Origin of the sequence: Paracoccus caeni, assembly GCF_016629665.1 — a bacterium.
In the GTDB taxonomy this organism is placed as follows: Bacteria; Pseudomonadota; Alphaproteobacteria; order Rhodobacterales; family Rhodobacteraceae; genus Paracoccus; species Paracoccus caeni.
Genome location: NZ_JAEPRQ010000001.1, coordinates 1134529 through 1159674, shown reverse-complemented (window position 1 = coordinate 1159674; position 25146 = coordinate 1134529). Strand labels below are relative to the sequence as shown.

Below are 25146 nucleotides of genomic sequence, written 5' to 3'. Positions count from 1 at the left end.
GCTTTTAGTTTCGCCCGCTGCGCAGCCGTTCGACCTGACGCCAGCCCCGCCGCGCCGCCGTCAGCGCCGCCCCGATGGCGACGATCCACAGGGCCGCGCGCAGGACCTGCCCCTGCCCGGACCAGATCGGCTCGAATATGGCAAGGATGGCAGCGCCGGTCATCACCGCCATTCGATGCTGCTTGGCCATCGGTCCGGCGAAATCCGCCCCGGCCCCGGTATTGACGCCCAACTCCCGCACATAGGCGGTCAGAAAGGCGAAAGCCGCCGCCGCCCAGCCAAGCGCCGGATCGGCGACGCTTAAGCCCGCACCGACAAGGATCAGCATATCCGAGACGCGGTCGGGAAATTCGTTCCAGAAAGCACCATCAGGCGAGGCCCGCCCCGCCTCGATCGCGACCATCCCGTCGAAGAGATTACAGAGCAGCCGCCCCTGCACGAACAGAGCCGCCAGCAGCAGTAGGAACACGCGCCCCGCCCCGTCCGCGCTGCCCGCCGCCCAGAAACAGGCCCCTGCGATCAGCGCCGCCGCCATCCCGGCCATCGAGATCTGGTTCGGCGTCACCCGCGTTCCCGCCAGCCAGCGCGAGGTGCGAACGGCCCAGCCGGTTTGACGGCTGGCAAGCGGACGGCGGTTCGAGGTGTCGGGCATCATGACCTCCAGAGGGCGTAACTGTAGAGCGCGGCGTAGCTGGTCGAGACGATCAGTGGAACGGCAATCGTGGCGGCGATCTCGGGCGTGCCTGCCAGACTGTGCAGGATGCTCAGCAGGACCAGCGACAGGCAGAAGGCCAGCAGTGGCGGCACCAGCAGCGCGGCAAGTCCGCTCAGGCGGCGCGAGACGGCCTCGATCATCCGCTTCAGAAACAGCGTGATCAGGGCCGAGATCGTGCCTTGGACCAGACCTGCCAGCAGCGGCAGGGGCATCGGATGGGCGCTGTTGGCAAAGACCGCCCAGCCCCCCATCATCACGAAGGCCCCCGCCATATGCACCGCGCCCTTTCGGGCCAAAGCGGTCATCAGGCGCCCCAGTAATAGCGGGTGAGGTGGAAGAAGATCGGCGCGGCGAAGACCACCGAATCCAGCCGGTCGATGAAACCGCCATGCCCGGCGATGCTGTGGCCCCAGTCTTTCACACCCCGGTCACGCTTGATCGCCGACATGACCAGCCCGCCCAGAAAGCCCATTAGCGTGATGATCAGGCTCATCAGCGCAGCATGGAACGGCGAGAATGGCGTCATCCACCACAACGCGGCACCGATCAGGGTCGCGGACAGGGCACCGCCGATAAACCCCTCGACCGTTTTCGACGGCGACAGGCTGGGCGCGATCTTGCGCCGCCCGATCAGCTTGCCCCAGACATATTGCAACACGTCGCTCAACTGCACGACGATCACCAGAAATGCGATCAGCAGGACGCCGCGCCCCTCGTAACCGGGGATGTTCAGCGTCAGCAGCGCGGGCACATGCGAAACGCAGAAGACGCAGATCATCAGCGCCCATTGCATCTCGGCGATGCGGATCAGGAAATTGCGGGTATCGCCCGAAAGCGCCGAGACGATGGGCAGCAGCAGGAATACCCAGACCGGAATGAAGATCGAGAACATGCCATACCACTCGATCCAGATCAGGTAATACTGGACCGGCAGCACGATGAAGAACACCGCCGCCAATGTCCGGTGATCGGCCCGTGTGGCATTGGTCAGCGTCATGAACTCTCGCAAGGCCGCGAACGAGCACAAGGCGAACAGGATGACCACCCCGGTCCGGCCGCCCAGAAAGGCCAGTGCCAGCGCGATCGCCATCACCCACCAGGCCTTGATCCGGGCATTCAGGTTCTCGATCGCCTCGTTGCGGCCATCGGGCGACAGCCGGCGCTGCAGAAGCCAGCCGATCAGGCTGGCGACCAGAAGCACTCCGACGATGCCGGAGATCACGGTCAGAAGATCGGACATGGTGTTGTTGTTCATCCGCGCGTCTCCGCCTTGGGATTAAGCGCCAGCAGCGCGTTGCGGGTGCGGGTCAGGAATTCGTCCTTCTCCTCGTCCTCTTCCAGATGCATCGGCGCGCCGAACACCACCTTGCACATCAACGGCACCGGCACGACCGCACCCTTGGGCAGCACGCGGTTCAAGTTCTCGATCCAGACCGGGACCATCTCGATCTCGGGGCAGGTTCGGGCCAGATGGAAAAGGCCGCTTTTGAAGGGCAACAACACCTCTTCGGTCAGATTGCGGGTGCCTTCGGGGAAAAGGATCAGCGACGAGCCGTCGTCAAGCACATCGTCCATCTGCTCGACCGGGTCGGCGCTGCGACCCTCGGCATTGCGGGCGATCAGCAGGGCGTTGAACACATCCCGCCCGATGAACCGCCGCAGATCGCCGCGATCCCAGTAATCGGCCCCGGCAACCGGGCGCGCGCTTCGGCGCAAGGCGGGCGGCAACGCGGCCCAGATCAGCACGAAATCGCCATGGCTGGCGTGATTGGCGAAATAGACCCGCTGCCGGACCTGCGCCGGATCGATCCCCGTCCAGACCGGCTGCACCGCCGTCACCGCCCGCGCGAAGAAGGCAATCGCACCCCCCGCCAGATCCGCAATCCACGCCCGAAAGTTCATGCCACCTCGCCAAAGCCCGTTCGTCGGTCCTTGCTAGCGGAAAGTCACGGCAAAGCAAGCCTTTGACAGCAATATCCCCGGAACCGACGCAGGGCCGGGCTGACGCCCGCGGTTCATCTTCCTTGCCACGGCTGATAGAAAGGCGGTTCCTGAATACGGAATGTCAGAGGGTCGCGGCGACCAGGCCCGGCTGCTCCGATCGCTGATCGCTGCAATCGACACCTCCAGACGGCGCGACGCTATTTCCCCTCGTCGATCTTCGGCAGGAACCATGCCAGCAACCCGGCCAGCGGCATGAACGAGCAGATCCGATAGACCGTTTCGACATCGTAACGGTCGGCCAGCGCACCAAGGATGGCGGCGGCGATCCCGCCAAGGCCAAAGTTCAGCCCATAGAACAGCCCGCCGATCAGCCCGATCCGGTTCGGCAACAGCTCCATCGCGTAGATCAGGATCGAGGCGAAGGCGCTGGCCATGATCAGGTTGATCATCACCGTCAGCACGCCGGTCCAGAAAAGGTCGGCGTAAGGCAGGATCAGCGTCAGCGGCAGCGGTCCAAGAACCGAAATCCAGATCACCCGGTAACGACCGATCCGGTCGCCGACGATCCCACCGATCAGCGCACCCGCCGCCGAAGCCAGCAGGAAGATGAACAGCATCACCTGCGCCGAAGGGATCGACAACCCGAACTTGTCCATCAGGTAGAAGGTGTAGAAGGACCGGAAACTTTCGCCATAAGCGTTCTTCGAAAACATCAGCGCGGTCAGCACGATCAGCCCGATGGCGATGGTCATCGGCGCGTGCCGGACGGCGTCGGTCCCGCCCTTCCCGCCATTCGCGCGCGTCGCCGCGAATTCCAGACTGATCTCGCGCTGCTTGCTGCCGATCCAGACCAAAAGGCCCATCGCCAGCAGCGCAGTGACAGCGAACAGGGCAAGGCTCGGCTGCCCCCATGGCACGATGATCAGCGCCGCGAAGATCGGGCCAAGCGCACCGCCCGCCTGCCCGCCGACCTGAAAGATGCCCTGCGCCAGACCCTGCTTGCCCCCCGCCGCATAACGCGCCATCCGCGTCGCCTCGGGGTGGAAGATGGACGAGCCGATACCGATCAGCGCGACCGAGATCAGGATCACCCCGTAGCTATGGGCAAAGGCAAGGCTGACCAGCCCGGACAGGGTGAACATCATCCCCGCCACCGGCGAATAGGGCGCCGGATGGCGGTCGGTCACCATGCCGATGATCGGCTGCAGGATCGATCCGGCGATCTGGAAGGTCAGCGTGATCATCCCGATCTGGACGAAATCAAGCTGATAGGCGTCCTTCAGGATCGGATAAGAGGCAGGGATCAGCGACTGCATCAGGTCGTTGAGAAAATGCGTGGCACCCAGCATCAGCAGAACGGCGATGTGGGTTTTCGGACGCACGGCGGTGATCGTGGCGGACGTCATATCAACAGCTTCAGTTTTTTTGAAATCGATTGTGCGCCCATCTCTTTCAGACGTTCAGCGCAGACACAAGGCCCCACCGTGAAACTGTCCCGCCAGAGCGTGTCGATGGCCATCTGCTAACGCATTGCCCGAAAGCTCTCCCTTCCGGGCAATGCGGCGATCCTATTCTGCCGCGTGGGCATGGCCGGCCGCATCGCGGCGGTCCAGCGGCAGGAAATCGCGGTTCTCCGGGCCGATGTAATTGGCCGAGGGGCGGATGATCTTGTTGTCCACCCGCTGCTCGATCACATGGGCGGCCCAGCCGGTCGTGCGGGCGATCACGAAGATCGGGGTGAACATCGCCGTCGGCACCCCCAGCATGTGATAGGACACCGCCGAGAACCAGTCGAGATTGGGGAACATGCCCTTGGCATCGTCCATCACCCGCTCGATCCGTTCGGCGATGTCGAACATCTTCGTCGAGCCTGCGTCATCGGAAAGCGACTTCGCCACCCGCTTGATCACCACATTGCGCGGATCGGCAATCGTATAGACCGGGTGTCCGAAGCCGATCACCACTTCCTTGCTGGCGACCCTTTCGCGAATATCGGCCTCGGCCTCATCCGGCGTCGCGTAACGTTTCTGGATCTCGAAGGCGACCTCGTTCGCGCCGCCATGTTTCGGCCCGCGCAGCGCGCCAATCGCCCCCGCAATCGCCGAATAGATGTCAGAGCCGGTCCCGGCGATGATCCGCGCGGTGAAGGTCGAGGCGTTGAATTCATGCTCGGCATAAAGGTTCAGCGTCACCTGCATCGCCTTCACATGATCCTTGGTCGGGGCCACGCCATGCAGCAGATGCAGGAAATGGCCTGCGATGCTGTCGTCGTCAGTCTCGACCTCGATCCGCCGCCCGTTCTGGGCGAAGTGGTACCAGTAAAGCAGCATCGAGCCCTGCGCCGCGATCAGCCGGTCGGCAATGTCGCGCGCGCCGGGGCTGTTGTGGTCATGCGCCTCGGGCAGCGCGCAGCCCATGGCGCTGACGCCAGACCGCAGCACATCCATCGGATGCGCGGCGGCGGGGATCGCCTCCAGCGTCTGACGCACCGCAAGGGGCAGTCCGCGCAGCGCCTTCAGCTTCGCCCGATAGGCGGTCAGTTCCGCCGGGGTCGGCAGGCTGCCATGGATCAACAGATGCGCGACCTCTTCGAAATCGGCGGCTTCGGCCAGATCGAGGATGTCATAGCCCCGGTAATGCAGGTCGTTGCCGCTTTGCCCGACGCTGCAAAGTGCCGTGTTCCCGGCGATGACCCCCGAAAGGGCCACCGACTTTTTGGGTTTCGTAATCGGCCCGCTCATGACTTGCCCTTTCCGTAATCGAAGATGCCGGTCGGACGCGGCGCACCAAGTGCCGCCGGATCGACGGTGAAGTTGAGAATGCCAAGCCCGCCCGCCGCGAGCCCCGAGACGTTCTGCGCCGCCTCAAGAAACCGCTGCTGTTCCGCGGGGGCGATAATGCCTTCCGACAGGGTCAGGAATTTCTGCACATAGTTCGCCCGCACGAAGGGGCGCGCACCGTCCGGGTGGGCATCGGCCAGCGCAAGCTGATCCTCAATGACGGTGCCGTCTTTCAGCGTCACCACCACGCGCCCGCCGAACGCCTTCTCCTTCGGGTCGCGGGCGTGATAGCGGCGCGTCCATTCCGGGTCTTCGACGGTCGAGATCTTATGCCACAGATCCACGGTCGTCGGCCGCACCGCCCGTTCCGGCGCATAGGATTTTTCGTGATGCCAGCCGCCGTCTTCCAGCGCCACCGCGAAGATATACATGATCGAATGGTCCAGCGTCTCGCGGCTGGCCTTCGGGTCCATCTTCTGCGGATCGTTCGCGCCGGTGCCGATCACGTAATGGGTGTGATGGCTGGTATGGATGACGATGCTGTCCACCTGTTTCAGATCGCCGATCTTCGGCCCCATGCGGCGGGCAAGATCGATCAGCGCCTGCGACTGATACTCGGCGGAATGTTCCTTGGTGTAGGTATCAAGGATCGCCCGCTTGGCCTGACCCTTGCCGGGCAATGGCACCTGATAGCGCGCCTCGGGGCCCGATAGCAGCCATGCGATGAAGCCGTCCTCGCCTTCCCATGCCGGGCTTGGCGCACCCTCGCCACGCATGGCACGGTCCACCGCCTCGACCGCCATCTTACCGGCAAAGGACGGCGCGAAGGCCTTCCACGACGAAATCTCGCCCTTGCGGCTTTGGCGGGTGGTGGTGGTGACATGCAGCGCCTGCTGCACCGCCTGATAGATCACCTCGACCGGCAGTTTCAGCGCGGTGCCGATGCCCGCCGCCGCCGAGGCGCCCAGATGGGCGATATGGTCGATCTTGTGTTCATGCAGGCAAATGGCGCGGACCAGATTGACCTGCACCTCATAGCCGGTGGCGATGCCCCGGATCAGATCGGCGCCCGACAGCCCGACATGCTGCGCGACGGCGGTGATCGGCGGGATATTGTCGCCCGGATGGCTGTAATCGGCGGCAAGGAAGGTATCGTGGAAATCCAGTTCCCGCACCGCCGTCCCGTTGGCCCATGCCGCCCATTCCGGGCTGACCCGCGCATCCTTCAGCCCGAAGACCGTCGCGCCGGGCGTGAATGGATGGCCAAGCGCCTGCGTGCGCGCCGACGCCACCGGACGGCGGCCGACCGAGGCCGCCGCCACCGCCGCATTGTCGATGATCCGGTTCACGATCATCTCTTCGACATCGGCATCGACGGCGACCGGATCGGCGGCAATCTCGGCAATCTTCCACGCCAGTTGCTCTTCACGCGGCAAATCCTCGGCCGAGCGGTAGGTGCGGACATCGTGCATCTTCATCATGCGGTCTCCTTGGTGATATTCTGTTTCCTGATCGGTTGCGGGCGTCCCCCGGCATCAACGGCAACCATGACAAAGACCCCGCGCAGCACTTCGCGCGCGGTCCCGCCGGTCATCGGCTGGGCCTCTCCCACCACCTCGACCTGCATCGAACTGCGCCCGGTCCGCAGCACCGTCCCGGTCAGTTCCAGCATTTCGCCGACCTGAATGGGGGTGCTGAAATCGACCCGTTCGGATCGCGCCATGACCACCGCCATCCCCGAATGCCGGGTGGCGGCGACGAAGGCAGCCTTCGCCAACAGCGCCAGGGCATTGCCACCGAACAGCGTGCCGTAATGGTTCGCCTGATCGGGAAAGATCAGCTCTACCAGCTTGATCGTGGTGTCGGATGCCATTGCGCCCACCGATTAACAGGATTTGCAAAGGTATCTATTCACAAGTCTGTCTAGCTGTTAAACTACTGAAAAAGCGTAATCTTGCGAAGGGTTGCGTTGCAAATTGCGAAGGTTGCGAAGATGAGCAAGGCATTCATGGGCGTCCGCCTGCGAAAACTGCGCGAAGAACGGGGCATGAATCAGGCGGCGCTGGCCCGGTCGCTGGAGATCAGCCCCAGCTACCTGAACCAGATCGAGCATAACCAACGCCCGCTGACCGTGCCGGTGCTGCTGCGGCTGAACGCGGTTTTCGGGCTGGATGTGCAACTGTTCTCGGACAGTGACGAGGCGCGATTGATTACCGATCTGCGCGCCGCGCTTGCCGATCAGGGGGCCGATGCCGCGCTGGCCGAGATCAAGGAACTTGCCGCCAACATGCCCGAGATCGCCCGCACGATCATCGACATGCAGCGCCGCTTGCGCGACACGGCGGAACGCGCCGACCTGCTGGCGGGCCGGTTGACCACCGATGGCTCTGCCACGCCCGCCGCGTTCGAGGCCGTCCGCGACTGGTTCTACGACCGCCGCAATTACATCGATGATCTGGACCGCGCGGCCGAGGCGACAGGCACCGCCCTGCCCCTTGGCCGGATGACGCCGGGACTGATCGACCGGCTTGCGGGCCGCCACGGCATCCGCATCGCCACCGACCCCGAAGGCACCAGCCTGCGCCAGTTCGACCCCGGCACCCGCATCCTGCGGCTGGCCGCGCATCTGAACCCCGGTCAGCAAGCCTATCAGATCGCCACGCAACTGGCTTTCCTTGAACAGGGCGACGCGATCGACCGGATGGCGCAGGAATCGGCCCTGCCCCCCGAGGCGCAGACGCTGCTGCGCATCGGGCTTGCCAACTACTTCGCCGGTGCGCTGATCCTGCCCTACACGTCGTTTCTGGAGGTGGCCGAGCGGACCGGCTATGACATCGACCTGATCGCCAGCCGCTTCGGCGTCGGGTTTGAGACCACCTGCCACCGCCTTTCCACCCTGCAACGACCCGAGGCGCGGGGCGTGCCGTTCTTCTTCATCCGCGTGGATCGGGCGGGGAATATCTCGAAACGGCAATCGGCGACGGATTTCCACTTTTCGCGCATGGGCGGCTCTTGCCCGTTGTGGAACATCTACGAGGCTTTCGCGCGTCCGGGCGAGATTCTGCGCCAGATCGCGCAGATGCCGGATGGCAGCAGCTATCTGTGGATCGCCCGGATGGTGACGCATGGCAGGGGCGGTTTCGGTGCGCCGGTCAAGACCTTCGCGGTGGCGCTTGGCTGCGATCTGGCCCATGCGACGCGGCTGGTCTATGCGCGCGGTCTGGACCTGCGCAATCCGGGTCTTGCGACCCGGATTGGGCCGGGCTGCAAACTGTGCGAACGCCGCGCCTGTCCGCAACGCGCCTTCCCGATGGTCGGCAGACCGCTGGCCGTCTCGGTGGCAGAGGCGCAGTTCGCGCCCTATTCCAGCAAGGGCGAGCCGATTGCCTGACCGGCGCGCCTAGCCAAGAATGGTGGCGCAGAACCGCTGAATATCCTCATCCGGCGTGTTCCACGCCGCGACCAGTCGCAGCGGCACCGGGTCCAGCCCCTCGGCCGATTTGTCCGGCCAGAGGTGATAGATCGCACCGGCATCCCGCGCGCGGCGATGCGCCTCGGATGGCAGAGTCGCAAAGACCGCATTCGACTGCACCGGCACCAGCAGAGCGCCACCCGCCGCCAGAATCCCATCGGCCAGCCTCTGCGCTTTCTCATTCGCCTGCCGTGCCAGTCTCAGCCACAGCCCGTCCGTCGCCAGCGCAAGCATCTGCGCCGCCAGAAAGCGTTGCTTGGAAAAGACATGCCCGGTCTGCTTGCGGCGATAATCGAACCCCTCGGTCTGCGCGGGATCGAAGAACACCACCGCCTCTGCGGCCATTGCGCCATTCTTGGTGCCGCCAAAGCAAAGCGCATCGACCCCGGCCCGCCATGACAGTTCTGCTGCCGTCACGCCCAGCGAAGCCGCCGCATTGGCAAACCGCGCGCCGTCCATATGCAAAGCCAGCCCGGCCTGACGGGTGATCCGCGCCAGTTCAGCCACTTCATCGACGCTATAGACCGTGCCCCATTCCGTCGCATTGGCGATAGAGACGGCAGCATTCCGGCCCGCGATCAGCCCACCGCCCTTACCGCGCCGGATCGCCTCGGCCAGCATATCGGGGGCGATCTTGCCGTCCGCGCCCGGCAGCGTCACCAGCTTGGCCCCGCCGCTGATGAATTCAGGTGCCGCACATTCGCTGGTCTCGATATGGGCATCCTCGTGGCAATAGATGCGGCCATAGGGCGGCGAAAGCTGCGCCAAGGCCAGCGCATTCGCCGCCGTGCCGGTGGCCACGAAACGGATCACCGCTTCCGGGGCTTCCAACAACTCGCGCAGAGCCGCCTCGGCCCGCGCGGTGACGGGATCGGCGCCATAGGCCATCATCGGCTGGTCATTCACCTCGGCCAGCAGGTGCATCACGGCAGGATGCGCGCCCCAAGCGTTGTCGGACGAGAAATTCATGACAGATCCTCGATGATGTAATCTTCCCAGTCGTCCTCGGTCACTTCCAGCTCACTGACGGTCCAGCCGCGAACGCTGATCCCGGCCTGATGCACCGTCTCGCGGTCGCCCGAGATCAGATAATGCCATTTGAACAACGGCTTGCCCTCGTGCCGCAGACGATAGGCGCAGGTCGCGGGCAGCCACCAGGCGACTTCCTTGATCTTCTTCGGTGTCAGCACCACGCAATCGGGCACGAATTGATGGCGGTTGTGATAGCTGCTGCACTGGCATTTCTCGCCGTCCAGCAATTTGCAGGCGACGCGGGTGAAGGCCAGTTCGCCATCATCCTCGAACTCGATCTTGTTGAGGCAGCATTTGCCGCAGCCGTCGCACAAAGCCTCCCATTCGTCGGGGGCCAGCTTCGGCAACGGCATTTCCCAGAACCGCTCGCGCATCACGCGCCCGCCAGCACCTTGCGCGCCTGATCCGCATCATTGGCGATCTGCTGGATCAGCACCTCGACCGAATCGAACTTCGCCTCGTCCCGCAGGAAATCGACGAGGGCGACGGACAGGTGCTTGCCGTAAAGATCGCCGCTGAAATCGAACAGATGCACTTCTAGGTTCGGCTCGTTGCGGCCAAACATCGGACGCACGCCGATGCTGGCCACGCCGCCGCCCGACAGCTTGTCAGCGCCGGTCAGCACATCGACCGTCACCGCATAAACGCCAAGGCGCGGCACATGCAGATCGTCGATCCGCATATTGGCGGTGGGCCAGCCAAATTCACGGCCACGCTTGTTGCCATGAACCACCTCGCCCTCGATCCGGTGCAGGTGGCCCAGAATGCGGCTGGCATCCTCGATCCGGCCCTCGGCCAGCGCCTGCCGGATCGCGGTCGAGCTGTAATCGCGCCCGTCCCCCGCCCCGACCAGCGGCACGGCGGTCACGCCAAAGCCAAGCTTGCGGCCCAGATCAATCAGCGTCTCTGCATCGCCCGCGCGATCCTTGCCGAAACAGAAATCCGCGCCGACGGTGACATGATTGACGCCCAGCCCATCGACCAGAACCTCGCGGGCAAAAGCTTCCGGCGTCAGACCGGCAAGGACCGGGCCGAAGGGCAATTCGTAAAGCTGTTCGACGCCCAGCCGGGCCAGCCGGTTGGCGCGGGATTCCGAATTCATCAGCCGGAACGGCGGCGCGTCGGGGGCGAAATACTGGCGGGGATGCGGCTCGAAGGTCAGGATGCCAAGCGGCGCATCGGACGCCTCGCGCGCGGCATCGATGACGGCGCGGTGACCCAGATGCACCCCGTCGAAATTGCCCATGGCGATGGACGCCCCGCGGGCGGTTACCGGCAAACCTGTCCAGTCGTGATGGATCTGCAAATACGCCCCCAATGAGGCGGATGCCGCCTCGTCAGTCGAACTTCCGGCTTGGGGCCATGACAACCGCCTCGCCTTTCAGGACGACCGTATCACCCACGATGCAGCGGGTTGCAAGCGTGACACGGCGTTTCGCATATTCGATCCCTTCGACTGTCACTTCTGCACGCACCATGTCGCCGGGCCGAACCGGCGCCATGAACTTCAGCGTCTGGCCCAGATAGATGGTGCCATGTCCGGGCAGTTGTTCCCCAATCACCGCCGAGATCAGGCTGGCGGTCAGCATTCCATGCGCTATCCGCCCCTCGAATGTGGTTTCGCGGGCATATTCCTCATCCAGATGCACCGGATTGCGGTCGGTCGAGATGGCGGCGAACATCCCGATATCCTCGTCCGTCACCTGCTTTTGCAGATGCCGGGTCATGCCGATCTCGATATCTTCGAGAAAGATCGTGCCGCGCGGAAGATTGTCCAACATGGGGCCTCGGGCAGGTCAACGTGATTGAGCGATACTTATGCTGCATAGCAGCAATTTCACTTTTGCGCAATAAAATTTCACATACGACAAAGGTATGGTCACTTTATTGCGATACCAGAACCCCGCGTGAGGCACCGAACCGCCCTTGGCTGTCCCACAACCCTCGAATGATGCCAGCTACGCGAGGCCCTACGCCTCTAGTCTCTCTCTGGTTTTGGGCCCGACGATACCATCCACGACAAGACCATTGCTCCGCTGAAACTCCATCACCGCCGCCCGTGTCGCCGGACCGAAGATGCCATCGACATCCAGATCCAATCCAAGCAGCAGGTTCAGCTTCTTCTGCAGATCCTCGACCGCGGATCCGCGATCACCGAAATCGATCAAACCGACGGTGCCAGACGGGGTTCCATTCAGCAGCCCGTCATCGGCCCATCTGCGGATCAGTTGATCCGACGCCTCGAAATGCATCGAATCTTCGGTCGTGAACGCCGCACCCCAGAAAAACCCATGCTCATTGAAAATCGGGCGCAGTTTCAAAAGCCCCTCTTGCGTGCGGTTATCGCCCCTGCTGTCCAGTCTGCCCTCAAGCGTCAGATCGATCGCCGTGCCCCATGAATGGTTGGAAATCGCCGAGCGGGAGCCACGCACATAACGACAGCACATCATCCCGACATGCCCAAGCACGTCGTAAACCGCACGCTCTTCCCGTTTGACCTGCGCCAAAATGCGTTCAAGCGTCTCAACGGCGGGCTTCAACCCGGTCACACTGAACGGACCGACATCGCGCGACACGGTCTGCGCAAGAATGGCCCGGTTCGTCGGCGATCTGCATTCCTGATCATAGTTGCCGCGCGGATTGCCGATCAGGGTCAGCATCGTTACATTCCGCGCCCCGATAAGGTCGCCGTTAATTCTGCGCCGATCGATGACCAGTTCGGAAAAGGCAATTGTTCTGGACAGTCCCATTGCAAGCTCCTGGTGAAAAAATTGACCAAGTGTCAGTTCTTGCTGCCGGATAGTGCCGTTGCCCTGAATTTCGATCCAAAGCCGAAATTCCCGCCCGCGATGACGATATCTTCAGTATCGTTTGCCGAGCTGCATCAAATTTAACATATCTGAACTTAACGGTATATATTCATTATAATCACGGAATGATGCCGTCTATTCAGCATGACAATCAATGTAATTCATTGAAGTTTAACAATATGCTGTTGAAAATATGAAACATTGTGCGGGCCATTTGACCGCACTGGTTAATTCAATCGAAAATATGACCCGGCAAAACAAAAAGCCCGCACCTTGGGCGCGGGCTTTATCGCTTCATTCGAAAGTTATCAGCGCAGACGTCCGATGCTGAACTCGGGCTGCATCAGATGCAGGCTCAGCCATTCGTTCAGCCGCTCGCCGACCGGGTTTTCGACATCATCGCCGAAATTGTCAGCCGCAAGACCGCCGGTCACGAACAGGCAATCGATGCCTTCCTGCTGCGCGCCCTTCACATCGGTATTGATCCCGTCGCCGATCACCAGAATCCGCGCATTCTGCGCCAGATTCATCAACCGATGTGCGCGTTCGTAGATCGGCGGATGCGGCTTGCCGAAATACAGCGATTTGCCGCCCATATCCTCATAGAACTCGGCCAGCGCGCCGGCGCAGTAGATGCGCGTCTCGCCCATATCCACGACCACGTCGGGATTGGCGCAAAGCAGCGGCAACCCACGCTCCAGCGCAGCGGCGAAGCGGGTGCGGTAATCTTCAGGCGCCTCGTTGATTTCGTCGAACGGGCCGGTGACGACGATGCCGTCAGCCTCTTCCAGCGAAACACGCGTGACTTGCGGCGCATCTGCCCATTCCGGCGGAATATCGTTGAAAAAGCCGTCATCCTTGGCGGTGCCGACGTGCCAGACCTTCTGGCCCACCGCCCCCGCGAACATCGCGTCCTGCGCCGCATCGCCCGAACTGACCACCATATCCCATGCATCGCGTGGCACGCCCATGCGGTCAAGCTGCGCCTCGACATAGGGATACGGGCGCGGTGCGTTGGTCATCAGCACCACCCGGCCACCGCTGCGGCGATAGGTTTGCAGCGCCTCAACCGCGGCGGGATAGGCCGCCTTGCCGTTATGCAGACAGCCCCAGAGATCACAGTAAACCGCGTCGTAATTCAGCGAGATCTGTGCAAGAGAAGATACGATGCGCGACATCAGACTGCCAATACCGGGATGATTTGTTTCTTGCGGCTCATGACGCCCGGCAGGACGACACTGTCGCCTGCAACCGCGACGCCGAAGCTCTTTTCGGCGATCTGCTTCACATAGTCGTTCGGGACCAGCAGCGTCGCCTGTTCGTTCAAAATATCGACGATGAACAGCAGCACCTGATCGGCACCGTCAGCCGCGGCCACCACCGGCATGGCGGCGATCAGCGCGTCCTTGCGGTCCAACAGCACCTGCGGCGCCGTGGTTTCCAGAACCGAGACGCGCAACTGCTTGCCGTTCAGCTCGTATTCCTTGCTGTCCATCCGCAACAGCGCCTCATCCGAGAAGGCGCTGACATCGGACTTCGCCGCAAACATCTCGGCCGCGTAATCGGTGATATTGATGCGCAGATCGGCGGCCAGCTTTTCGGCGACATGACGGTCATGCGCGGTCGTGGTCGGGCTGCGGAATTCCAGCGTGTCCGACAGGATACAGGTCAGCATCGCGCCCTTCACACCTTCCGGCGCGCGCGAGATGTCGTCGCCGATCAGGTCATGCAGAATGGTGGCGGTGCAGGCCAGCGGGCGGACGGTGATATTGATCGGCGCGCGAGTCTTGATGCCACCGGCCAGCATGTGGTGATCGATGATCTCGATCACATCGGCATCGTTGATGCTGTCAGGCAGTTCAGCCGGGTTGTTGGTATCCACGATCACACATTGATCGCCCGCCGCCACGTCCGAGATGATCTCGGGCTTGTCGAGGCTCCAACGGGTCAGCATCCACGCCGCCTCAGTATTCGGTTCGCCCTGCAGGACCGCCTTTGCCGGGGTTTTGCGAACCTCGTTCAGATACCAGGCCCAGATGATGGGCGAGCCGGTCGAGTCGGTGTCGGGGGCGGTATGGCCGAATACCTTGATCATATATGCACCTTTGCAAGGTCAGGAGGTCGCGCGCCTTATAGGATGACCCAAGGGTGATGTCCACGCGGGCAGACCGCAACTGTTGGGGTGTCAGCCGACGCGAGGCTCAGCCGTCAGTGTCCGCCGGATATGTGATCCGCGGATACACAGCGGGCGCGAAATCGTTCTGTTGCCGACGCTGCAGCAGTTGGATCGAGGCCGCATCCGGGTCGTGCCACGGGACGCCATCCAGAGATTCGAGACTGAATTCCCACCACTTCGCCTCGGTCAAACGCTCGACCGTCTTCATATCGAAACGATAACGCAAACTCTGCGCGGGGACGCCCATGACGATCTCGTAAGGTGCCACATCGCGCGAGATGACAGAGTTGGCGCCGATGACAGCGCCGTCGCCAATCGTCACGCCTTTGCGGATGATCGCCCCCTGACCGATCCAGACGTCATTTCCGATCACCACCTGCATTCTGTTGCGCGAGGTCGGCGCACGAATAGCGTCCAAAGTGCTTGTAAGGATGTCCTTGTTGCGGGCGCGAAACTGCTCCAGTTCCTCGCAGTCCCAGCTATGGCTGTTCAGAAAAGTGCTTGTGGAAAGCATGGAGGTTTTGTGTTCGTCGGGACCGATCGTGACATCGGGCGCGAGGGAACAGAACCTGCCGATAGACTTGACCGCCCCGAACCATCCGCCACGGCAGAACGAAAACGCCCCGAAGCTATCGACATCGAAATGCCGGACGCCCCCGATTTTCGCTGGTCCTTCCACGACCGCGCGTTTGGCGAAGATTTTTGCCCTGATCACCGGAGAGGCGATAGTGATTGACGGTGGAACAAATGGAGACTCTATCACCTTGCACTCCCTCTGGGTTCTCGCTGACTAAATCAGGATGGGACGAAAGGAAAGCCAGCAAAGGCCGTGACTTGCGGGATCAGTATCTCGCGGGCTCAGCACGACCTCGGTTAATATGTCTGAAGATTTCGACGCCATCATGCGGGATACGGGCATTTTTCGGCCGCTTCACTCCAGTTCCACCCGCTCGATCAGACATCCGTCAGCATCGTGGGTAAAGTAGTCCGCCTGCTTGTTCACGCCGATCTCGAAATCAGCGCAAAGGCGCAGGTTCTGCGCATCCACCAACTCAACCCGATAGGGCGCAGCGGTGAATGGGTCCGCCAGACGCGGCGTCATCGGACAGGCTTCCGTGGGCGTCGGATCGGTGCCGAGCGACCCCGTCTCACGCGCCTTGCACAGCAGCAGTTGATACAAAGCGGACAGATCACCTGTCCGCACCTGATCCCGCTTCTCGGCGCGACCCTGTGCGGGACCGCCGGTGGCGATCAGCCCCGCCACCAACACCGCCAGACACAGCGCGACGAAGCCCCAAACCGGCCATTTCCTAACCATCCAGATCCTCGTGATAACAGGCGGCGACCAGCAGGGCCACGCCACCGACAAGCACCGCCTTGACGATGAAGCGCAATGTCAGATCGCCCGAAAGAAGCGCATAGATGATCGCGACCACATCGCCCAGAACCACCAGCGCCGCGATCAGCACGGTGATCGAGGCGAAAATCCGCCGCACCTGCGACCGACGACGCAATTCGCGCCCCTGCAACCGCGCCGCCATCCGGTGATCCAGAAGCACGAAGATCGGCAGAAACGCTATGATGGCCGCGATCGAGAAACGCATAGACCAGTTATCCACATACCCTCGTTCGCTAAGATCGGGGATCGCTGTATCGACGACGTGGAAACCAAGGCTCAGCACGTGCCAGCAGACCACCGCCAGCGCGACCATCAACAGCGTGTAAAGCATCGCCTCGCGGGCAGAGACATAGGCGCGCGGACGTGGCACTGCAGGCAGATCATCGACCGGCTGCCATCCGGCAAGGGCGGTGTCGATTTCGGCGGGCGACCATCCGGTCTGGGTCAAGGCGCTGCGAATCCGCTCTTCGCCATGGCCCCCCTCCATCGCCTTGCGCACGAAATCCGATAGCTGATCGGCTGCCCCCACGGTAAACCTCATTGCTGTTGCCGGTCGCAGGTTCAGCCCTTCCGGCCAGCAAGTCAACGCCACGGAAAAAATCCGCTGAAAAGGTGAAAATACCCCTTGCACCCCCTGACACAGTCCCATAAATCACCCCTCACCGAAGGCGGCAACGCTGACGGTAACGGATGCGGGCGTAGCTCAGGGGTAGAGCATAACCTTGCCAAGGTTAGGGTCGTGAGTTCGAATCTCATCGCCCGCTCCAGAAAATCAAGAAGGCCGGGCGATACAAAGCCCGGCCTTCTTGATTTACATTTGTTTCGGTTGTCCTCGGCGATGTTCGTCGGCAGGAAAAGGCATCGTATCGGCCACGACATACGCGATCCGCGCGGGCTCTGGTCTGACACACAAAAAACAACAATGACTACCACTCAGACCAGAGCCTTCGACGGGCTGCCCGGGAATAACTCATTCATCAGGTGCGTGTGTGGCCGCACGACACGTAAAATTCCGGGTGCGATAAGCATCTATGGAAAGCTTTACACTGTCAAGTTTCTGCAATGCAGCATCGCATGAATCCCTCAATAAACACTGGTCGAGGCGACGTTCGCGAGGCGCTGATTCTCGCGGGGATTGAATTGCTGGATGAGCAAGCTACCGAGGGGCTAAGCCTGCGCCGAATCGCCGCCCGTGCGGGCGTTTCTCACGCAGCCCCGGCCCATTATTTCGACGGTCTGCCGGGACTGCGCCACGCAATTGCGCAGCGCGGCTTTGTCCTCTTCGCGGCGGCGCTTGCGACAGCCCGCGACGATCAGCGGCTGCGGCACAGTTTCGAGAAACTGGAGGCTATCTGCCTTTCATATATACAGTTTGCGGCAAATCGGATGTCGCTGTTCCGGCTGATGTTCGATGAGCTTCGGACGCCCAGCCCCGATCTGAGCAAGGTCGCAACCCGCAGCTATCTGATCTTGCAAGAGGCCTCTGCACCCTATTCCAAGGGAACTGCGCCGGACGAATTTGAAACGACGCTCTGGGCGATGACGCATGGCTATGCATCGCTTGAACTGGGTCGGGAAAGACCGCCTTCGGCGCCGTTCAAGGCTCCCGCTTTCAGCGAAATGCTGAACAATCTGATCGCGCGGAACGGGTAGAAGAATTTTTTTACTGGTAATGAAAAACAGGACGGCAAAGCCGTCCTGTCATGGTCTCTAGGGCTGTTTTTCGCGACTCAGCCGTCGACGCGGATCTTCGCGTTGGTCGGATCGAAGGGGCTGTCTTCGGTCACTTCGGCATCCCACAATTCGCGGAACATGCGGACCTTCAGCTTGGTGCCCGGCTCGGCCAGATCGGGGCGGACATAGCCCATACCGATCTGCTTGCCAAAGCCCACCGAATAGCCACCCGAGGTCAGACGCCCGACCCGCTCGCCATCGGCAAACAGACCCTCGCGGCCCCAGGGATCGGCATCTTCCGGCCCGTCGATCAGCACGGTCACGCATTTGAAGCGGACGCCCTTGTCCAGCATCGCCTGCTTGCCCTTGAAGTCCTTGTCCAGATCGACAAAGCGGTCCAGCGCGGCTTCCAGCGGGGTCGCGTCGCGGCCCAGTTCGGTGCCGAAGGCGCGATAGGATTTCTCCTGCCGCAGCCAGTTCTGCGCCCGACCACCGACCAGCTTCATCCCCTCGGGTTCGCCCGCTTCCATGAGCCGGTCGAACAAGTGGTTCTGCATCTCGATCGGGTGGTGCAGCTCCCAGCCAAGTTCGCCGGTATAGGCGACGCGGATGGCATTCACCGGCACCATGCCAAGCTCGATCTTCTTGGCCGAGAGCCAGGGGAAGCGCTTGTTGGACAGCGCGGTCGCCGGGTCGGCATCGCCGATCAGCTTCTTCAGGATGTCGCGCGATTTCGGACCTGCGATGGCGAAGACGCCCCATTGCGTGGTCACGTCCTGCACGCTGACGAAGTCACCACCATTGGCCATAAAGTCTTCCGCCGACTTCACCAGATTGTCGCCGTCATAATCCTGCCACGCCCCGGCCGAGACCAGATAATAGTCATTCTCGGCCAGCCGGACGATGGTGTATTCGGTATGAGTGGTACCGGCATTGGTCAGCGCATAGGTCAGGTTGATCCGGCCGACTTTCGGCAGCTTGTTGGTGGTCAACCAGTCAAGGAACGCCGTCGCCCCCGGCCCTTTCACCATGTGCTTGGCAAAGGCGGTCGCGTCGATCAGACCTGCGGTATTGCGGATCGCCTCGGCCTCGGCCTTGGCATATTGCCACCAGCCGCCGCGACGGAAGCTGCGGGCATTGTGGTCGAAATCGGCAGGCGCATCCAGCGGGCCGTAATAGTTCGGGCGATCCCAGCCATTGACGCTGCCGAATTGCGCGCCGCGCGCCTTTTGGCGGTCATAGGCGGGCGAGGTGCGCAGCGGACGGCAGGCTTCCCGCTCTTCATCGGGGTGGTGAAGGATGAAGACATGCTCATAGCATTCCTCGTTCTTCCGCGCCGCATATTCGGTGGTCATCCAGCGCCCATAACGGCGCGGATCAAGGCTGGCCATGTCGATCTCGGCCTCGCCCTGCGTCATCATCTGCGCAAGGTAATGGCCGACGCCGCCTGCTGCGGTGATGCCGAAGCTGAAGCCCTCGGCCAGCCACATATTGCGCAGACCGGGCGCCGGGCCGACCAGCGGGTTCCCGTCCGGGGTATAGCAGATCGGGCCGTTGAAATCGTCCTTCAGACCAACCGTTTCCGAGGACGGAAGCCGGTGGATCATCGACATATATTCTTCCTCGATCCGCTCCAGATCCAGCGGGAACAGATCGGCGCGGAAGGTCTCCGGCACGTCATAGAGGAACCGTGCAGGCGCATTCCGCTCGTACGGGCCAAGGATCCAGCCGCCGCGTTCTTCGCGGACATACCATTTGGCATCGGCATCACGCAGAACCGGGTGTTCCGGGTTACCCTCGGCACGCCATTTCAGCAGCGCCGGATCGGGTTCGGTGACGATGAACTGGTGTTCGACCGGAATGGCCGGGATCTTGATGCCCAGCAGACGCGCGGTCCGTTGGGCGTGGTTGCCGGTCGCGGTGACGACATGCTCGGCCCGGATCTCGAAAATCTCGCCCGAGGGCACCAGATTGCCGCCCTTGTCCACCATCTTCTCGCAGGTGACGATCCATTCGCTGCCGGTCCACTGATAGCCGTTGACCTGAATCTTACGCTCGATCGTGGCACCGGCCATCCGTGCGCCCTTGGCCATCGCCTGCGTCACATCGGCGGGGTTGATATAGCCGTCGGTCGGGTGGAACAGCGCGCCCTTCAGCCCGTCGATATTGACCAGCGGCCAGCGGTCCTTGATCTCTTTCGGGGTCAGGAATTCATGCTCGACATTCACCGTCTCGGCGATGGCGGAATAAAGCTGATATTCATCCATCCGGTCCTGCGTCTGCGCCATGCGCAGGTTGCCGCAGCGGGTGAAGCCCGCGTTCAGCCCGGTCTGGGCCTCAAGCTCAGCATAAAGCTTGACCGAATAATCGTGGATATGGCTGGTGGCGTAGCCCATGTTGAACAAAGGCAGCAGCCCCGCGGCATGCCATGTGGAGCCTGCGGTCAGCTCATCCCGCTCGACCAGCATCGTTTCCCATCCGGCGCGGGCCAGATGCAGGGCGATACCGCAGCCAACAGCGCCGCCCCCGACCACCAGAACCTTCACATGCGACTTCATCCCGGCGACTCCCTTTGGCCTCAAGTTTCTGCACCGTATCTGCCAGAGCGAATGACGCCCCGTCAGATAAGGCCCGACCATTGTCAGCGAAAAACGACATGCTGCAATGCAGCACTTGGCGAATCCGGGACTTGGCCTTAGGTTGCGCCCGACACCGCGGGGGGCAAAGGGGACGCGATGGAGATTTGCCGCAACAAGCAGGCCATGCGCGACTGCGTGGCCGAATGGCGCAAACAGGGTCACTCCGTGGCGCTGGTGCCCACGATGGGGGCGCTTCATGATGGCCACCTGACATTGGTGCGCCGCGCCCGCGACTGGCTGGATCAGCAGGGCGGCGGTCGCATCGTCACCTCGATCTTCGTCAACCCGACGCAATTCGGCCCGAACGAGGATCTGGCCAAATACCCTCGGGACGAGGCGAACGATCTTCGCATGCTGGAAGAGGTCGGCTGCGATGCCGTATTCTTGCCGGGTGTCGAGGACATCTACCGCCCCGGCGCGCAGACCATCGTGGAAACCACCGGCCTTGCGAAAATGCTGATGGGCCGCCTGCGCCCCGGCCATTTCCGTGGCGTCGCGACGGTGGTGACAAAGCTGTTCAACATCGTCCAACCCGACGCCGCAGCTTTCGGCGAAAAGGACTACCAACAGCTCACCATCATCCGCCAGATGGTCGCCGATCTGGATATGCCGGTCCAGATCATCGGCGTGCCTACGGTGCGCGAAGCTGACGGCCTTGCCATGTCGTCCCGCAACCGCCGCCTGTCGCCCGAGGATCGCGCCGCCGCCCCGGTCCTGCCCCGCGCGCTTGACCGGGCCGAGGCGATGGTGGCCGAAGGCGCCCCCCTCTCCGCCGTCCGGGCCGAGCTTCGCCGCATCCTGCGGGCCGAGCCGCGCGGCACTGTCCGCTCGATCGACATTCGCAACGCCGCCGATCTGTCAAAGATCACCGCGATCACCCGCCCCGTGGTGATCCTGCTGGCCGTCGGTTTTGGTGATGTGCTGCTGATCGACCAGCGCGTCGCCCACCCCTGAGGAGGTTCCCATGTCCGCACAGGCCCCGGTAAAACGCATCACCGTTCCGCAGATCGCCGCCCGCAAAGGCGACACCCCCATCGTGACGCTGACCGCTTATACCGCACCGATGGCCGCGCTGGTCGATGCCCATGCCGATGTGATCCTTGTCGGCGACAGCCTTGGCATGGTGGTCCACGGCCTGCCTTCGACCATCGGCGTCACGCTGGAAATGATGATCCTGCACGGTCAGGCGGTCATGCGCGGCTCGGACAAGGCAATGGTGGTCATCGACATGCCCTTCGGGTCCTATGAGGAAAGCCCCGAACAGGCGTTCCGCAACTCGGCCCGCGTCATGGCGGAAACCGGCTGCGGCGCGGTGAAGCTGGAAGGCGGCAGCCGCATGGCGCCCACCATCCGCTTCCTGACCGAACGCGGCATCCCGGTCATGGCCCATATCGGCCTGACCCCGCAGGCGACGATGACCCTTGGCGGCTTCAAGACCCAGGGCCGCGACCCGGCCACATGGCCCGCCCATATTCAGGACGCCATTGATGTTGAGGCCGCCGGAGCCTTCTCGGTCGTGGTCGAGGGGGTGATGGAGCCCCTTGCCGACCGCATCACCGAAGCGGTGAAGATCCCGACAATCGGCATCGGCGCGTCGAAGAATTGCGACGGTCAGGTGCTGGTGCTGGACGACATGCTGGGCCTGTCAGGCCGGGTGCCGCGCTTCGTGAAGAAGTTCAGCGATCTCGGCCCACGCGCCAGCGAAGCCATCGCCGAATATGCCGCCGCCGTCCGCGACCGCAGCTTTCCGGGCGACGATCAGGTCTATCGCTGAATGCGCTGAGCGACCGTCAGGCTGCAGCTCGTTTCCAGCTTGCGGCCAGCGCGCCCGCAGCGATCATTAATGACCCGCCAACCCGGTTAACCACCCGTTGCACGCCCGGCTTACGGATCGACTTGCGCGCCATCGACGCCATCAACGCATAGAAACCCGCGTTCAGGATCGCCAGCACAAGAAACGTCGTCTCGAAGATGATCATTTGCGGCAATACCGGCTGCGCCGTGTTCAGGAACTGGGGCAGGAACGCGACGAAGAAGATGATGCTCTTCGGATTAAGCGCGGTGACGATATAGGTGTGCAGGAAAATCCGTATAGGTCTTTCTTTCGGCGATGCTTCGGCATTCGCGCCTGTCGTCCCTGCCGAAACCGGCGCGCGCCAGAGCTTCACACCAAGGTAAATCAGATAGGCAGCGCCGACCCATTTCAACACGGTAAACAACGTGGCCGAGGCTGCAAGCAGCGCTCCAAGACCAAGCATGGAAGCTGTCATGGCGGTAAAATCGCCAAGAGCAACACCGCCGACCGTCGCCCCTGCGGCCTTTTTGCCGTGCCCAAGCGCATAGGAGATGACCAGCAAAATCGTGGGACCCGGAATTGCCAGCAAGACGGCGGATGCCGCTGCGAAGGCGAGCCATTGTTCAAAAGACATCATATTCCTCCTGTTGGAGGTCCGAGCAATCCATAGGGCTGATGGTGGTGCAAGTATTTTGTGAACGCCAGCTCCGTTCGCAGGGCAGGCTTCCGGCATCAGTCACCACGGAGGCGATTTCGGCTCGTTTCAGGGCACAGTGCGCATCATCAGCGGTGCACATGCTGTGTACATCCTGTGCCTATTCAGTGCCCGCCCTGTGCAGCGATAATCCCAGCATTTGCTAATCGAAACCCCGCCCGGCATTTCTCCGTTGCGAAAATACCGATTGCAACGCCCGCAAGCCGTAGCCCGACAGATTGCCCGACGAACCGAACCCGGCTAAAGTCATGGCAGATCAAAGTTATTGCATGAGACGACCATGAACCCGCGCCTCCCGTTGACGGGATTGGCCTTCCTTGCTGCGGCTGTTGCGGTCGCGTTCTTCATCCGAAGCGCAGCAGATGAGCCGCAGGACACGGAATATAACTGGGGACAAATCGTCTCTGCCGAGGCGCTGTCGTCACACCTCGACGAGGTCACATCCGAGATCCCCACTCCACCCATTCAAATATGCCGATTTCGTCTGCAATATCTGGACGATCCACGACTTCTGGATGCCAGACTGCTCATAATACTAGATTTTTTCGATCACAGCGGTTGGCTGGCCTATGATGGTCCAGTCGCGCCAGAGATCGATCTGGATTTTCCCGGCGAAGGTCCGGAAGACCTTGTCGAGGCCCGGATTCTGGTCAATGCCATAGCCCGCGACGATCTCCACCTCGTCACTTGGAATTCCTACCGTACCTATCGGTTCGGATGCAGCGCCAAGCCCCGGACGATCCGATTGCTACAGGATTTCGACATGGATGGCACCCGCGGCAACCTGCATCTGATCGACTGACGGAAGCCTTTGAAAGAAGGCGCTATCGCCGCCTCAATGCCCGCCGTCGAAATCCGCCGTCCCTGCCAGCCGCGACAGTGCCAGCGGCAGCAGCAACAGCACGGCAAGACCTACGAAAATCGTCGCAAAACTTAGCTTTTCGGCAAGAAAACCAATGCTGCCGGGGGCCAGTAGGATGCCGGAATAGCCCATCGTCGTGACCACCGACAGCCCGATCCCGTGACCCAGACCGGGCAGGTTTCCGGCGGCGGAAAAGGCGATCGGCACCATATTCGCAAGCCCGACCCCCGCGATCCCGAAGCCTATGATCGCGGCCCAAGGCGAGGGCGCAAAACCTGCCACCGCAAGTCCGGCAATCGCGATGACCGCGCTGATCCTCAGCGTCGTTACCGCGCCCAGCCGCTGCCGGATCAGGTCGCCCAGAAAACGCATCACCGCCATCGTCCCCGCACAGGCCGCAAAGCCCAGACCCGCCATTGACAGCGACGCTCCCAATTCGCGCCGCAGATAGACCGCCGCCCAGTCAAGGATCGCCCCTTCAGGGATCATGCAGCACAAGGCCACAAGGCCGATGACATAAGGCAAGGGCGACCGCGGCAGGCGCAACGGGACATGACCGCCCGCCCCCGCTTCCGGCGCGTCCTGCAGCAGCCTGTGCCACAGCAGCGCCAGCCCCGCAGCCACAACCGCCGTCACCGCCACCGCATGCCCGATTTCGCCCAGTTTGGCCAAGGCAACGCCGCCCAGACCGGCGCCCACCAGCCCGCCAAGGCTCCAGAACCCGTGGCACGAGGACATGATCGCGCGCTTCCAGCCCCGCTCGACCGACACGGCATTGGCGTTCATCGCCACATCCATCCCGCCCATGGACGCGCCGAACCACGCAATCGCCAGCCCGGCGATCCACGGGTTAGGTGCCAGCGAAATCAGAAGCAGCGCAGGCGTCAGCAGCACCGCGCCAAGCCGCACCGCGAAGACCGATCCACGCCGCGCCACCAGACCGCCGAAAACCGGCATCATCAGGACCGAGCCGATGCCAAGGCACAGCACCAGAAGCCCCATCACCGACTCGCTGATATTCAGCCGGTCCATGACCACGGGCACTTTCGGTGCCCAGCTTCCGACCATCAGGCCATTCAGGAAGAACATGCCGGAAACGGCAAGCCGCGCCTCAAGGAATTTCGACATGACCG

General features: G+C 62.3%; 26 protein-coding genes and 1 tRNA gene. 6 read left to right on the top strand and 21 right to left on the bottom strand.

Annotated features, from left to right (window positions below; translation table 11 throughout):
• Nucleotides 1–4: 4 nt before the first annotated feature.
• From JJJ17_RS05535 to JJJ17_RS05500, 8 genes are all read right to left on the bottom strand, one after another.
• On the bottom strand, nt 5–655 hold the full coding sequence (locus tag JJJ17_RS05535) for a CDP-alcohol phosphatidyltransferase family protein (protein ID WP_234463882.1): 651 nt from the start codon (nt 653–655) through the stop codon (nt 5–7).
• Complete coding sequence (locus JJJ17_RS05530) at nt 652–1020, bottom strand: hypothetical protein (protein ID WP_200684341.1); 369 nt, start codon at nt 1018–1020, stop codon at nt 652–654. Before JJJ17_RS05530 ends, JJJ17_RS05535 begins: the two co-directional genes overlap by 4 nt.
• Nucleotides 1020–1970 (bottom strand): phosphatidate cytidylyltransferase, encoded by a 951-nt coding sequence (locus JJJ17_RS05525; RefSeq protein WP_234463881.1) that lies wholly within the window; start codon nt 1968–1970, stop codon nt 1020–1022. The genes JJJ17_RS05530 and JJJ17_RS05525 overlap by 1 nt, the downstream gene beginning before the upstream one ends.
• Nucleotides 1967–2617, bottom strand: coding sequence for a lysophospholipid acyltransferase family protein (locus tag JJJ17_RS05520; protein WP_200684340.1), 651 nt, complete (start codon nt 2615–2617; stop codon nt 1967–1969). Before JJJ17_RS05520 ends, JJJ17_RS05525 begins: the two co-directional genes overlap by 4 nt.
• Nucleotides 2618–2856: 239 nt before the next feature.
• Complete coding sequence (locus tag JJJ17_RS05515) at nt 2857–4065, bottom strand: MFS transporter (RefSeq protein WP_200684339.1); 1209 nt, start codon at nt 4063–4065, stop codon at nt 2857–2859.
• 162 nt (nt 4066–4227) lie between these two features.
• Nucleotides 4228–5400, bottom strand: coding sequence for a bifunctional 2-methylcitrate synthase/citrate synthase (gene prpC, locus JJJ17_RS05510; RefSeq protein ID WP_200684338.1), 1173 nt, complete (start codon nt 5398–5400; stop codon nt 4228–4230).
• Nucleotides 5397–6920 (bottom strand): MmgE/PrpD family protein, encoded by a 1524-nt coding sequence (locus JJJ17_RS05505; protein WP_234463880.1) that lies wholly within the window; start codon nt 6918–6920, stop codon nt 5397–5399. The genes prpC and JJJ17_RS05505 overlap by 4 nt, the downstream gene beginning before the upstream one ends.
• Nucleotides 6917–7312, bottom strand: a complete 396-nt coding sequence (locus tag JJJ17_RS05500; RefSeq protein WP_200684337.1) for an acyl-CoA thioesterase — start codon at nt 7310–7312, stop codon at nt 6917–6919. The genes JJJ17_RS05505 and JJJ17_RS05500 overlap by 4 nt, the downstream gene beginning before the upstream one ends.
• 120 nt (nt 7313–7432) lie before the next feature.
• Between JJJ17_RS05500 and JJJ17_RS05495 the strand changes: the two genes are divergently transcribed.
• Complete coding sequence (locus JJJ17_RS05495) at nt 7433–8830, top strand: short-chain fatty acyl-CoA regulator family protein (protein WP_200684336.1); 1398 nt, start codon at nt 7433–7435, stop codon at nt 8828–8830.
• Between the two features lie 9 nt (nt 8831–8839).
• On the opposite strand, the gene JJJ17_RS05490 is transcribed toward JJJ17_RS05495, so the two are convergent.
• From JJJ17_RS05490 to JJJ17_RS05445, 10 genes are all read right to left on the bottom strand, one after another.
• Nucleotides 8840–9880 (bottom strand): threonine aldolase family protein, encoded by a 1041-nt coding sequence (locus JJJ17_RS05490; RefSeq protein ID WP_200684335.1) that lies wholly within the window; start codon nt 9878–9880, stop codon nt 8840–8842.
• The gene (locus JJJ17_RS05485) at nt 9877–10317 is read right to left on the bottom strand and encodes a YcgN family cysteine cluster protein (protein ID WP_200684334.1); all 441 of its coding nucleotides are present in this window, start codon (nt 10315–10317) and stop codon (nt 9877–9879) included. The genes JJJ17_RS05490 and JJJ17_RS05485 overlap by 4 nt, the downstream gene beginning before the upstream one ends.
• The gene (locus JJJ17_RS05480; protein ID WP_200684836.1) at nt 10317–11249 is read right to left on the bottom strand and encodes a bifunctional riboflavin kinase/FAD synthetase; all 933 of its coding nucleotides are present in this window, start codon (nt 11247–11249) and stop codon (nt 10317–10319) included. The genes JJJ17_RS05485 and JJJ17_RS05480 overlap by 1 nt, the downstream gene beginning before the upstream one ends.
• A gap of 31 nt (nt 11250–11280) precedes the next feature.
• Nucleotides 11281–11724 carry a MaoC family dehydratase gene (locus tag JJJ17_RS05475; protein ID WP_200684333.1) on the bottom strand — a complete coding sequence of 148 codons (444 nt, stop codon included), beginning with the start codon at nt 11722–11724 and terminating at the stop codon, nt 11281–11283.
• Between the two features lie 189 nt (nt 11725–11913).
• Entirely contained in the window at nt 11914–12693 is a 780-nt protein-coding gene (locus tag JJJ17_RS05470) for a peptidoglycan-binding protein (protein ID WP_200684331.1), read from the bottom strand.
• Between the two features lie 368 nt (nt 12694–13061).
• Nucleotides 13062–13931, bottom strand: a complete 870-nt coding sequence (locus JJJ17_RS05465) for a TIGR01459 family HAD-type hydrolase (RefSeq protein WP_200684329.1) — start codon at nt 13929–13931, stop codon at nt 13062–13064.
• Complete coding sequence (locus JJJ17_RS05460) at nt 13931–14848, bottom strand: manganese-dependent inorganic pyrophosphatase (RefSeq protein WP_200684327.1); 918 nt, start codon at nt 14846–14848, stop codon at nt 13931–13933. Before JJJ17_RS05460 ends, JJJ17_RS05465 begins: the two co-directional genes overlap by 1 nt.
• 106 nt (nt 14849–14954) lie before the next feature.
• Nucleotides 14955–15443: a CatB-related O-acetyltransferase gene (locus JJJ17_RS20635; RefSeq protein ID WP_200684325.1), complete on the bottom strand. Its 489-nt coding sequence runs from the start codon at nt 15441–15443 to the stop codon at nt 14955–14957.
• Nucleotides 15444–15860: 417 nt separating this feature from the next.
• On the bottom strand, nt 15861–16247 hold the full coding sequence (locus tag JJJ17_RS05450; protein WP_200684323.1) for a hypothetical protein: 387 nt from the start codon (nt 16245–16247) through the stop codon (nt 15861–15863).
• Nucleotides 16240–16869 (bottom strand): DUF5671 domain-containing protein, encoded by a 630-nt coding sequence (locus JJJ17_RS05445; RefSeq protein ID WP_234463879.1) that lies wholly within the window; start codon nt 16867–16869, stop codon nt 16240–16242. The genes JJJ17_RS05450 and JJJ17_RS05445 overlap by 8 nt, the downstream gene beginning before the upstream one ends.
• Nucleotides 16870–17020: 151 nt before the next feature.
• On the opposite strand from JJJ17_RS05445, the gene JJJ17_RS05440 reads away from it, so the two are divergent.
• Together JJJ17_RS05440 and JJJ17_RS05435 are read left to right on the top strand one after the other, a co-directional pair.
• Nucleotides 17021–17095, top strand: a tRNA-Gly gene (locus JJJ17_RS05440).
• A gap of 307 nt (nt 17096–17402) precedes the next feature.
• On the top strand, nt 17403–17981 hold the full coding sequence (locus JJJ17_RS05435) for a TetR/AcrR family transcriptional regulator (RefSeq protein WP_200684321.1): 579 nt from the start codon (nt 17403–17405) through the stop codon (nt 17979–17981).
• 77 nt (nt 17982–18058) lie between these two features.
• Here the strand turns inward: JJJ17_RS05435 and JJJ17_RS05430 are convergent, their stop codons facing one another.
• Nucleotides 18059–20560: a GcvT family protein gene (locus tag JJJ17_RS05430; RefSeq protein ID WP_200684319.1), complete on the bottom strand. Its 2502-nt coding sequence runs from the start codon at nt 20558–20560 to the stop codon at nt 18059–18061.
• 177 nt (nt 20561–20737) lie between these two features.
• Here JJJ17_RS05430 and panC point away from each other — a divergent pair, with 177 nt between their 5' ends.
• Nucleotides 20738–21595: a pantoate--beta-alanine ligase gene (gene panC / locus JJJ17_RS05425; protein ID WP_200684318.1), complete on the top strand. Its 858-nt coding sequence runs from the start codon at nt 20738–20740 to the stop codon at nt 21593–21595.
• A 10-nt stretch (nt 21596–21605) separates the two neighbouring features.
• Complete coding sequence (panB, locus tag JJJ17_RS05420) at nt 21606–22415, top strand: 3-methyl-2-oxobutanoate hydroxymethyltransferase (RefSeq protein WP_200684317.1); 810 nt, start codon at nt 21606–21608, stop codon at nt 22413–22415.
• Between the two features lie 16 nt (nt 22416–22431).
• Here panB and JJJ17_RS05415 read toward each other — a convergent pair whose 3' ends face one another.
• Nucleotides 22432–23169 (bottom strand): LysE family translocator, encoded by a 738-nt coding sequence (locus tag JJJ17_RS05415; protein ID WP_325168766.1) that lies wholly within the window; start codon nt 23167–23169, stop codon nt 22432–22434.
• Nucleotides 23170–23431: 262 nt separating this feature from the next.
• Between JJJ17_RS05415 and JJJ17_RS05410 the strand changes: the two genes are divergently transcribed.
• Nucleotides 23432–23953: a hypothetical protein gene (locus JJJ17_RS05410; RefSeq protein ID WP_200684316.1), complete on the top strand. Its 522-nt coding sequence runs from the start codon at nt 23432–23434 to the stop codon at nt 23951–23953.
• A 33-nt stretch (nt 23954–23986) separates the two neighbouring features.
• Here JJJ17_RS05410 and JJJ17_RS05405 read toward each other — a convergent pair whose 3' ends face one another.
• Nucleotides 23987–25141 carry an MFS transporter gene (locus JJJ17_RS05405; protein ID WP_200684315.1) on the bottom strand — a complete coding sequence of 385 codons (1155 nt, stop codon included), beginning with the start codon at nt 25139–25141 and terminating at the stop codon, nt 23987–23989.
• Nucleotides 25142–25146 lie beyond the last annotated feature (5 nt).

Bases quoted from the DNA above. Each gene is read 5' to 3' on its own strand.
- JJJ17_RS05535 (WP_234463882.1), bottom strand. From the start codon at position 655: ATGATGCCCGACACCTCGAACCGCCGTCCGCTTGCCAGCCGTCAAACC.
- JJJ17_RS05530 (WP_200684341.1), bottom strand. From the start codon at position 1,020: ATGACCGCTTTGGCCCGAAAGGGCGCGGTGCATATGGCGGGGGCCTTC.
- JJJ17_RS05525 (WP_234463881.1), bottom strand. From the start codon at position 1,970: ATGAACAACAACACCATGTCCGATCTTCTGACCGTGATCTCCGGCATC.
- JJJ17_RS05520 (WP_200684340.1), bottom strand. From the start codon at position 2,617: ATGAACTTTCGGGCGTGGATTGCGGATCTGGCGGGGGGTGCGATTGCC.
- JJJ17_RS05515 (WP_200684339.1), bottom strand. From the start codon at position 4,065: ATGACGTCCGCCACGATCACCGCCGTGCGTCCGAAAACCCACATCGCC.
- prpC (WP_200684338.1), bottom strand. From the start codon at position 5,400: ATGAGCGGGCCGATTACGAAACCCAAAAAGTCGGTGGCCCTTTCGGGG.
- JJJ17_RS05505 (WP_234463880.1), bottom strand. From the start codon at position 6,920: ATGATGAAGATGCACGATGTCCGCACCTACCGCTCGGCCGAGGATTTG.
- JJJ17_RS05500 (WP_200684337.1), bottom strand. From the start codon at position 7,312: ATGGCATCCGACACCACGATCAAGCTGGTAGAGCTGATCTTTCCCGAT.
- JJJ17_RS05495 (WP_200684336.1), top strand. From the start codon at position 7,433: ATGAGCAAGGCATTCATGGGCGTCCGCCTGCGAAAACTGCGCGAAGAA.
- JJJ17_RS05490 (WP_200684335.1), bottom strand. From the start codon at position 9,880: ATGAATTTCTCGTCCGACAACGCTTGGGGCGCGCATCCTGCCGTGATG.
- JJJ17_RS05485 (WP_200684334.1), bottom strand. From the start codon at position 10,317: ATGCGCGAGCGGTTCTGGGAAATGCCGTTGCCGAAGCTGGCCCCCGAC.
- JJJ17_RS05475 (WP_200684333.1), bottom strand. From the start codon at position 11,724: ATGTTGGACAATCTTCCGCGCGGCACGATCTTTCTCGAAGATATCGAG.
- JJJ17_RS05470 (WP_200684331.1), bottom strand. From the start codon at position 12,693: ATGGGACTGTCCAGAACAATTGCCTTTTCCGAACTGGTCATCGATCGG.
- JJJ17_RS05465 (WP_200684329.1), bottom strand. From the start codon at position 13,931: ATGTCGCGCATCGTATCTTCTCTTGCACAGATCTCGCTGAATTACGAC.
- JJJ17_RS05460 (WP_200684327.1), bottom strand. From the start codon at position 14,848: ATGATCAAGGTATTCGGCCATACCGCCCCCGACACCGACTCGACCGGC.
- JJJ17_RS20635 (WP_200684325.1), bottom strand. From the start codon at position 15,443: ATGCTTTCCACAAGCACTTTTCTGAACAGCCATAGCTGGGACTGCGAG.
- JJJ17_RS05450 (WP_200684323.1), bottom strand. From the start codon at position 16,247: ATGGTTAGGAAATGGCCGGTTTGGGGCTTCGTCGCGCTGTGTCTGGCG.
- JJJ17_RS05445 (WP_234463879.1), bottom strand. From the start codon at position 16,869: ATGAGGTTTACCGTGGGGGCAGCCGATCAGCTATCGGATTTCGTGCGC.
- JJJ17_RS05435 (WP_200684321.1), top strand. From the start codon at position 17,403: ATGAATCCCTCAATAAACACTGGTCGAGGCGACGTTCGCGAGGCGCTG.
- JJJ17_RS05430 (WP_200684319.1), bottom strand. From the start codon at position 20,560: ATGAAGTCGCATGTGAAGGTTCTGGTGGTCGGGGGCGGCGCTGTTGGC.
- panC (WP_200684318.1), top strand. From the start codon at position 20,738: ATGGAGATTTGCCGCAACAAGCAGGCCATGCGCGACTGCGTGGCCGAA.
- panB (WP_200684317.1), top strand. From the start codon at position 21,606: ATGTCCGCACAGGCCCCGGTAAAACGCATCACCGTTCCGCAGATCGCC.
- JJJ17_RS05415 (WP_325168766.1), bottom strand. From the start codon at position 23,169: ATGCCGGAAGCCTGCCCTGCGAACGGAGCTGGCGTTCACAAAATACTT.
- JJJ17_RS05410 (WP_200684316.1), top strand. From the start codon at position 23,432: ATGAACCCGCGCCTCCCGTTGACGGGATTGGCCTTCCTTGCTGCGGCT.
- JJJ17_RS05405 (WP_200684315.1), bottom strand. From the start codon at position 25,141: ATGTCGAAATTCCTTGAGGCGCGGCTTGCCGTTTCCGGCATGTTCTTC.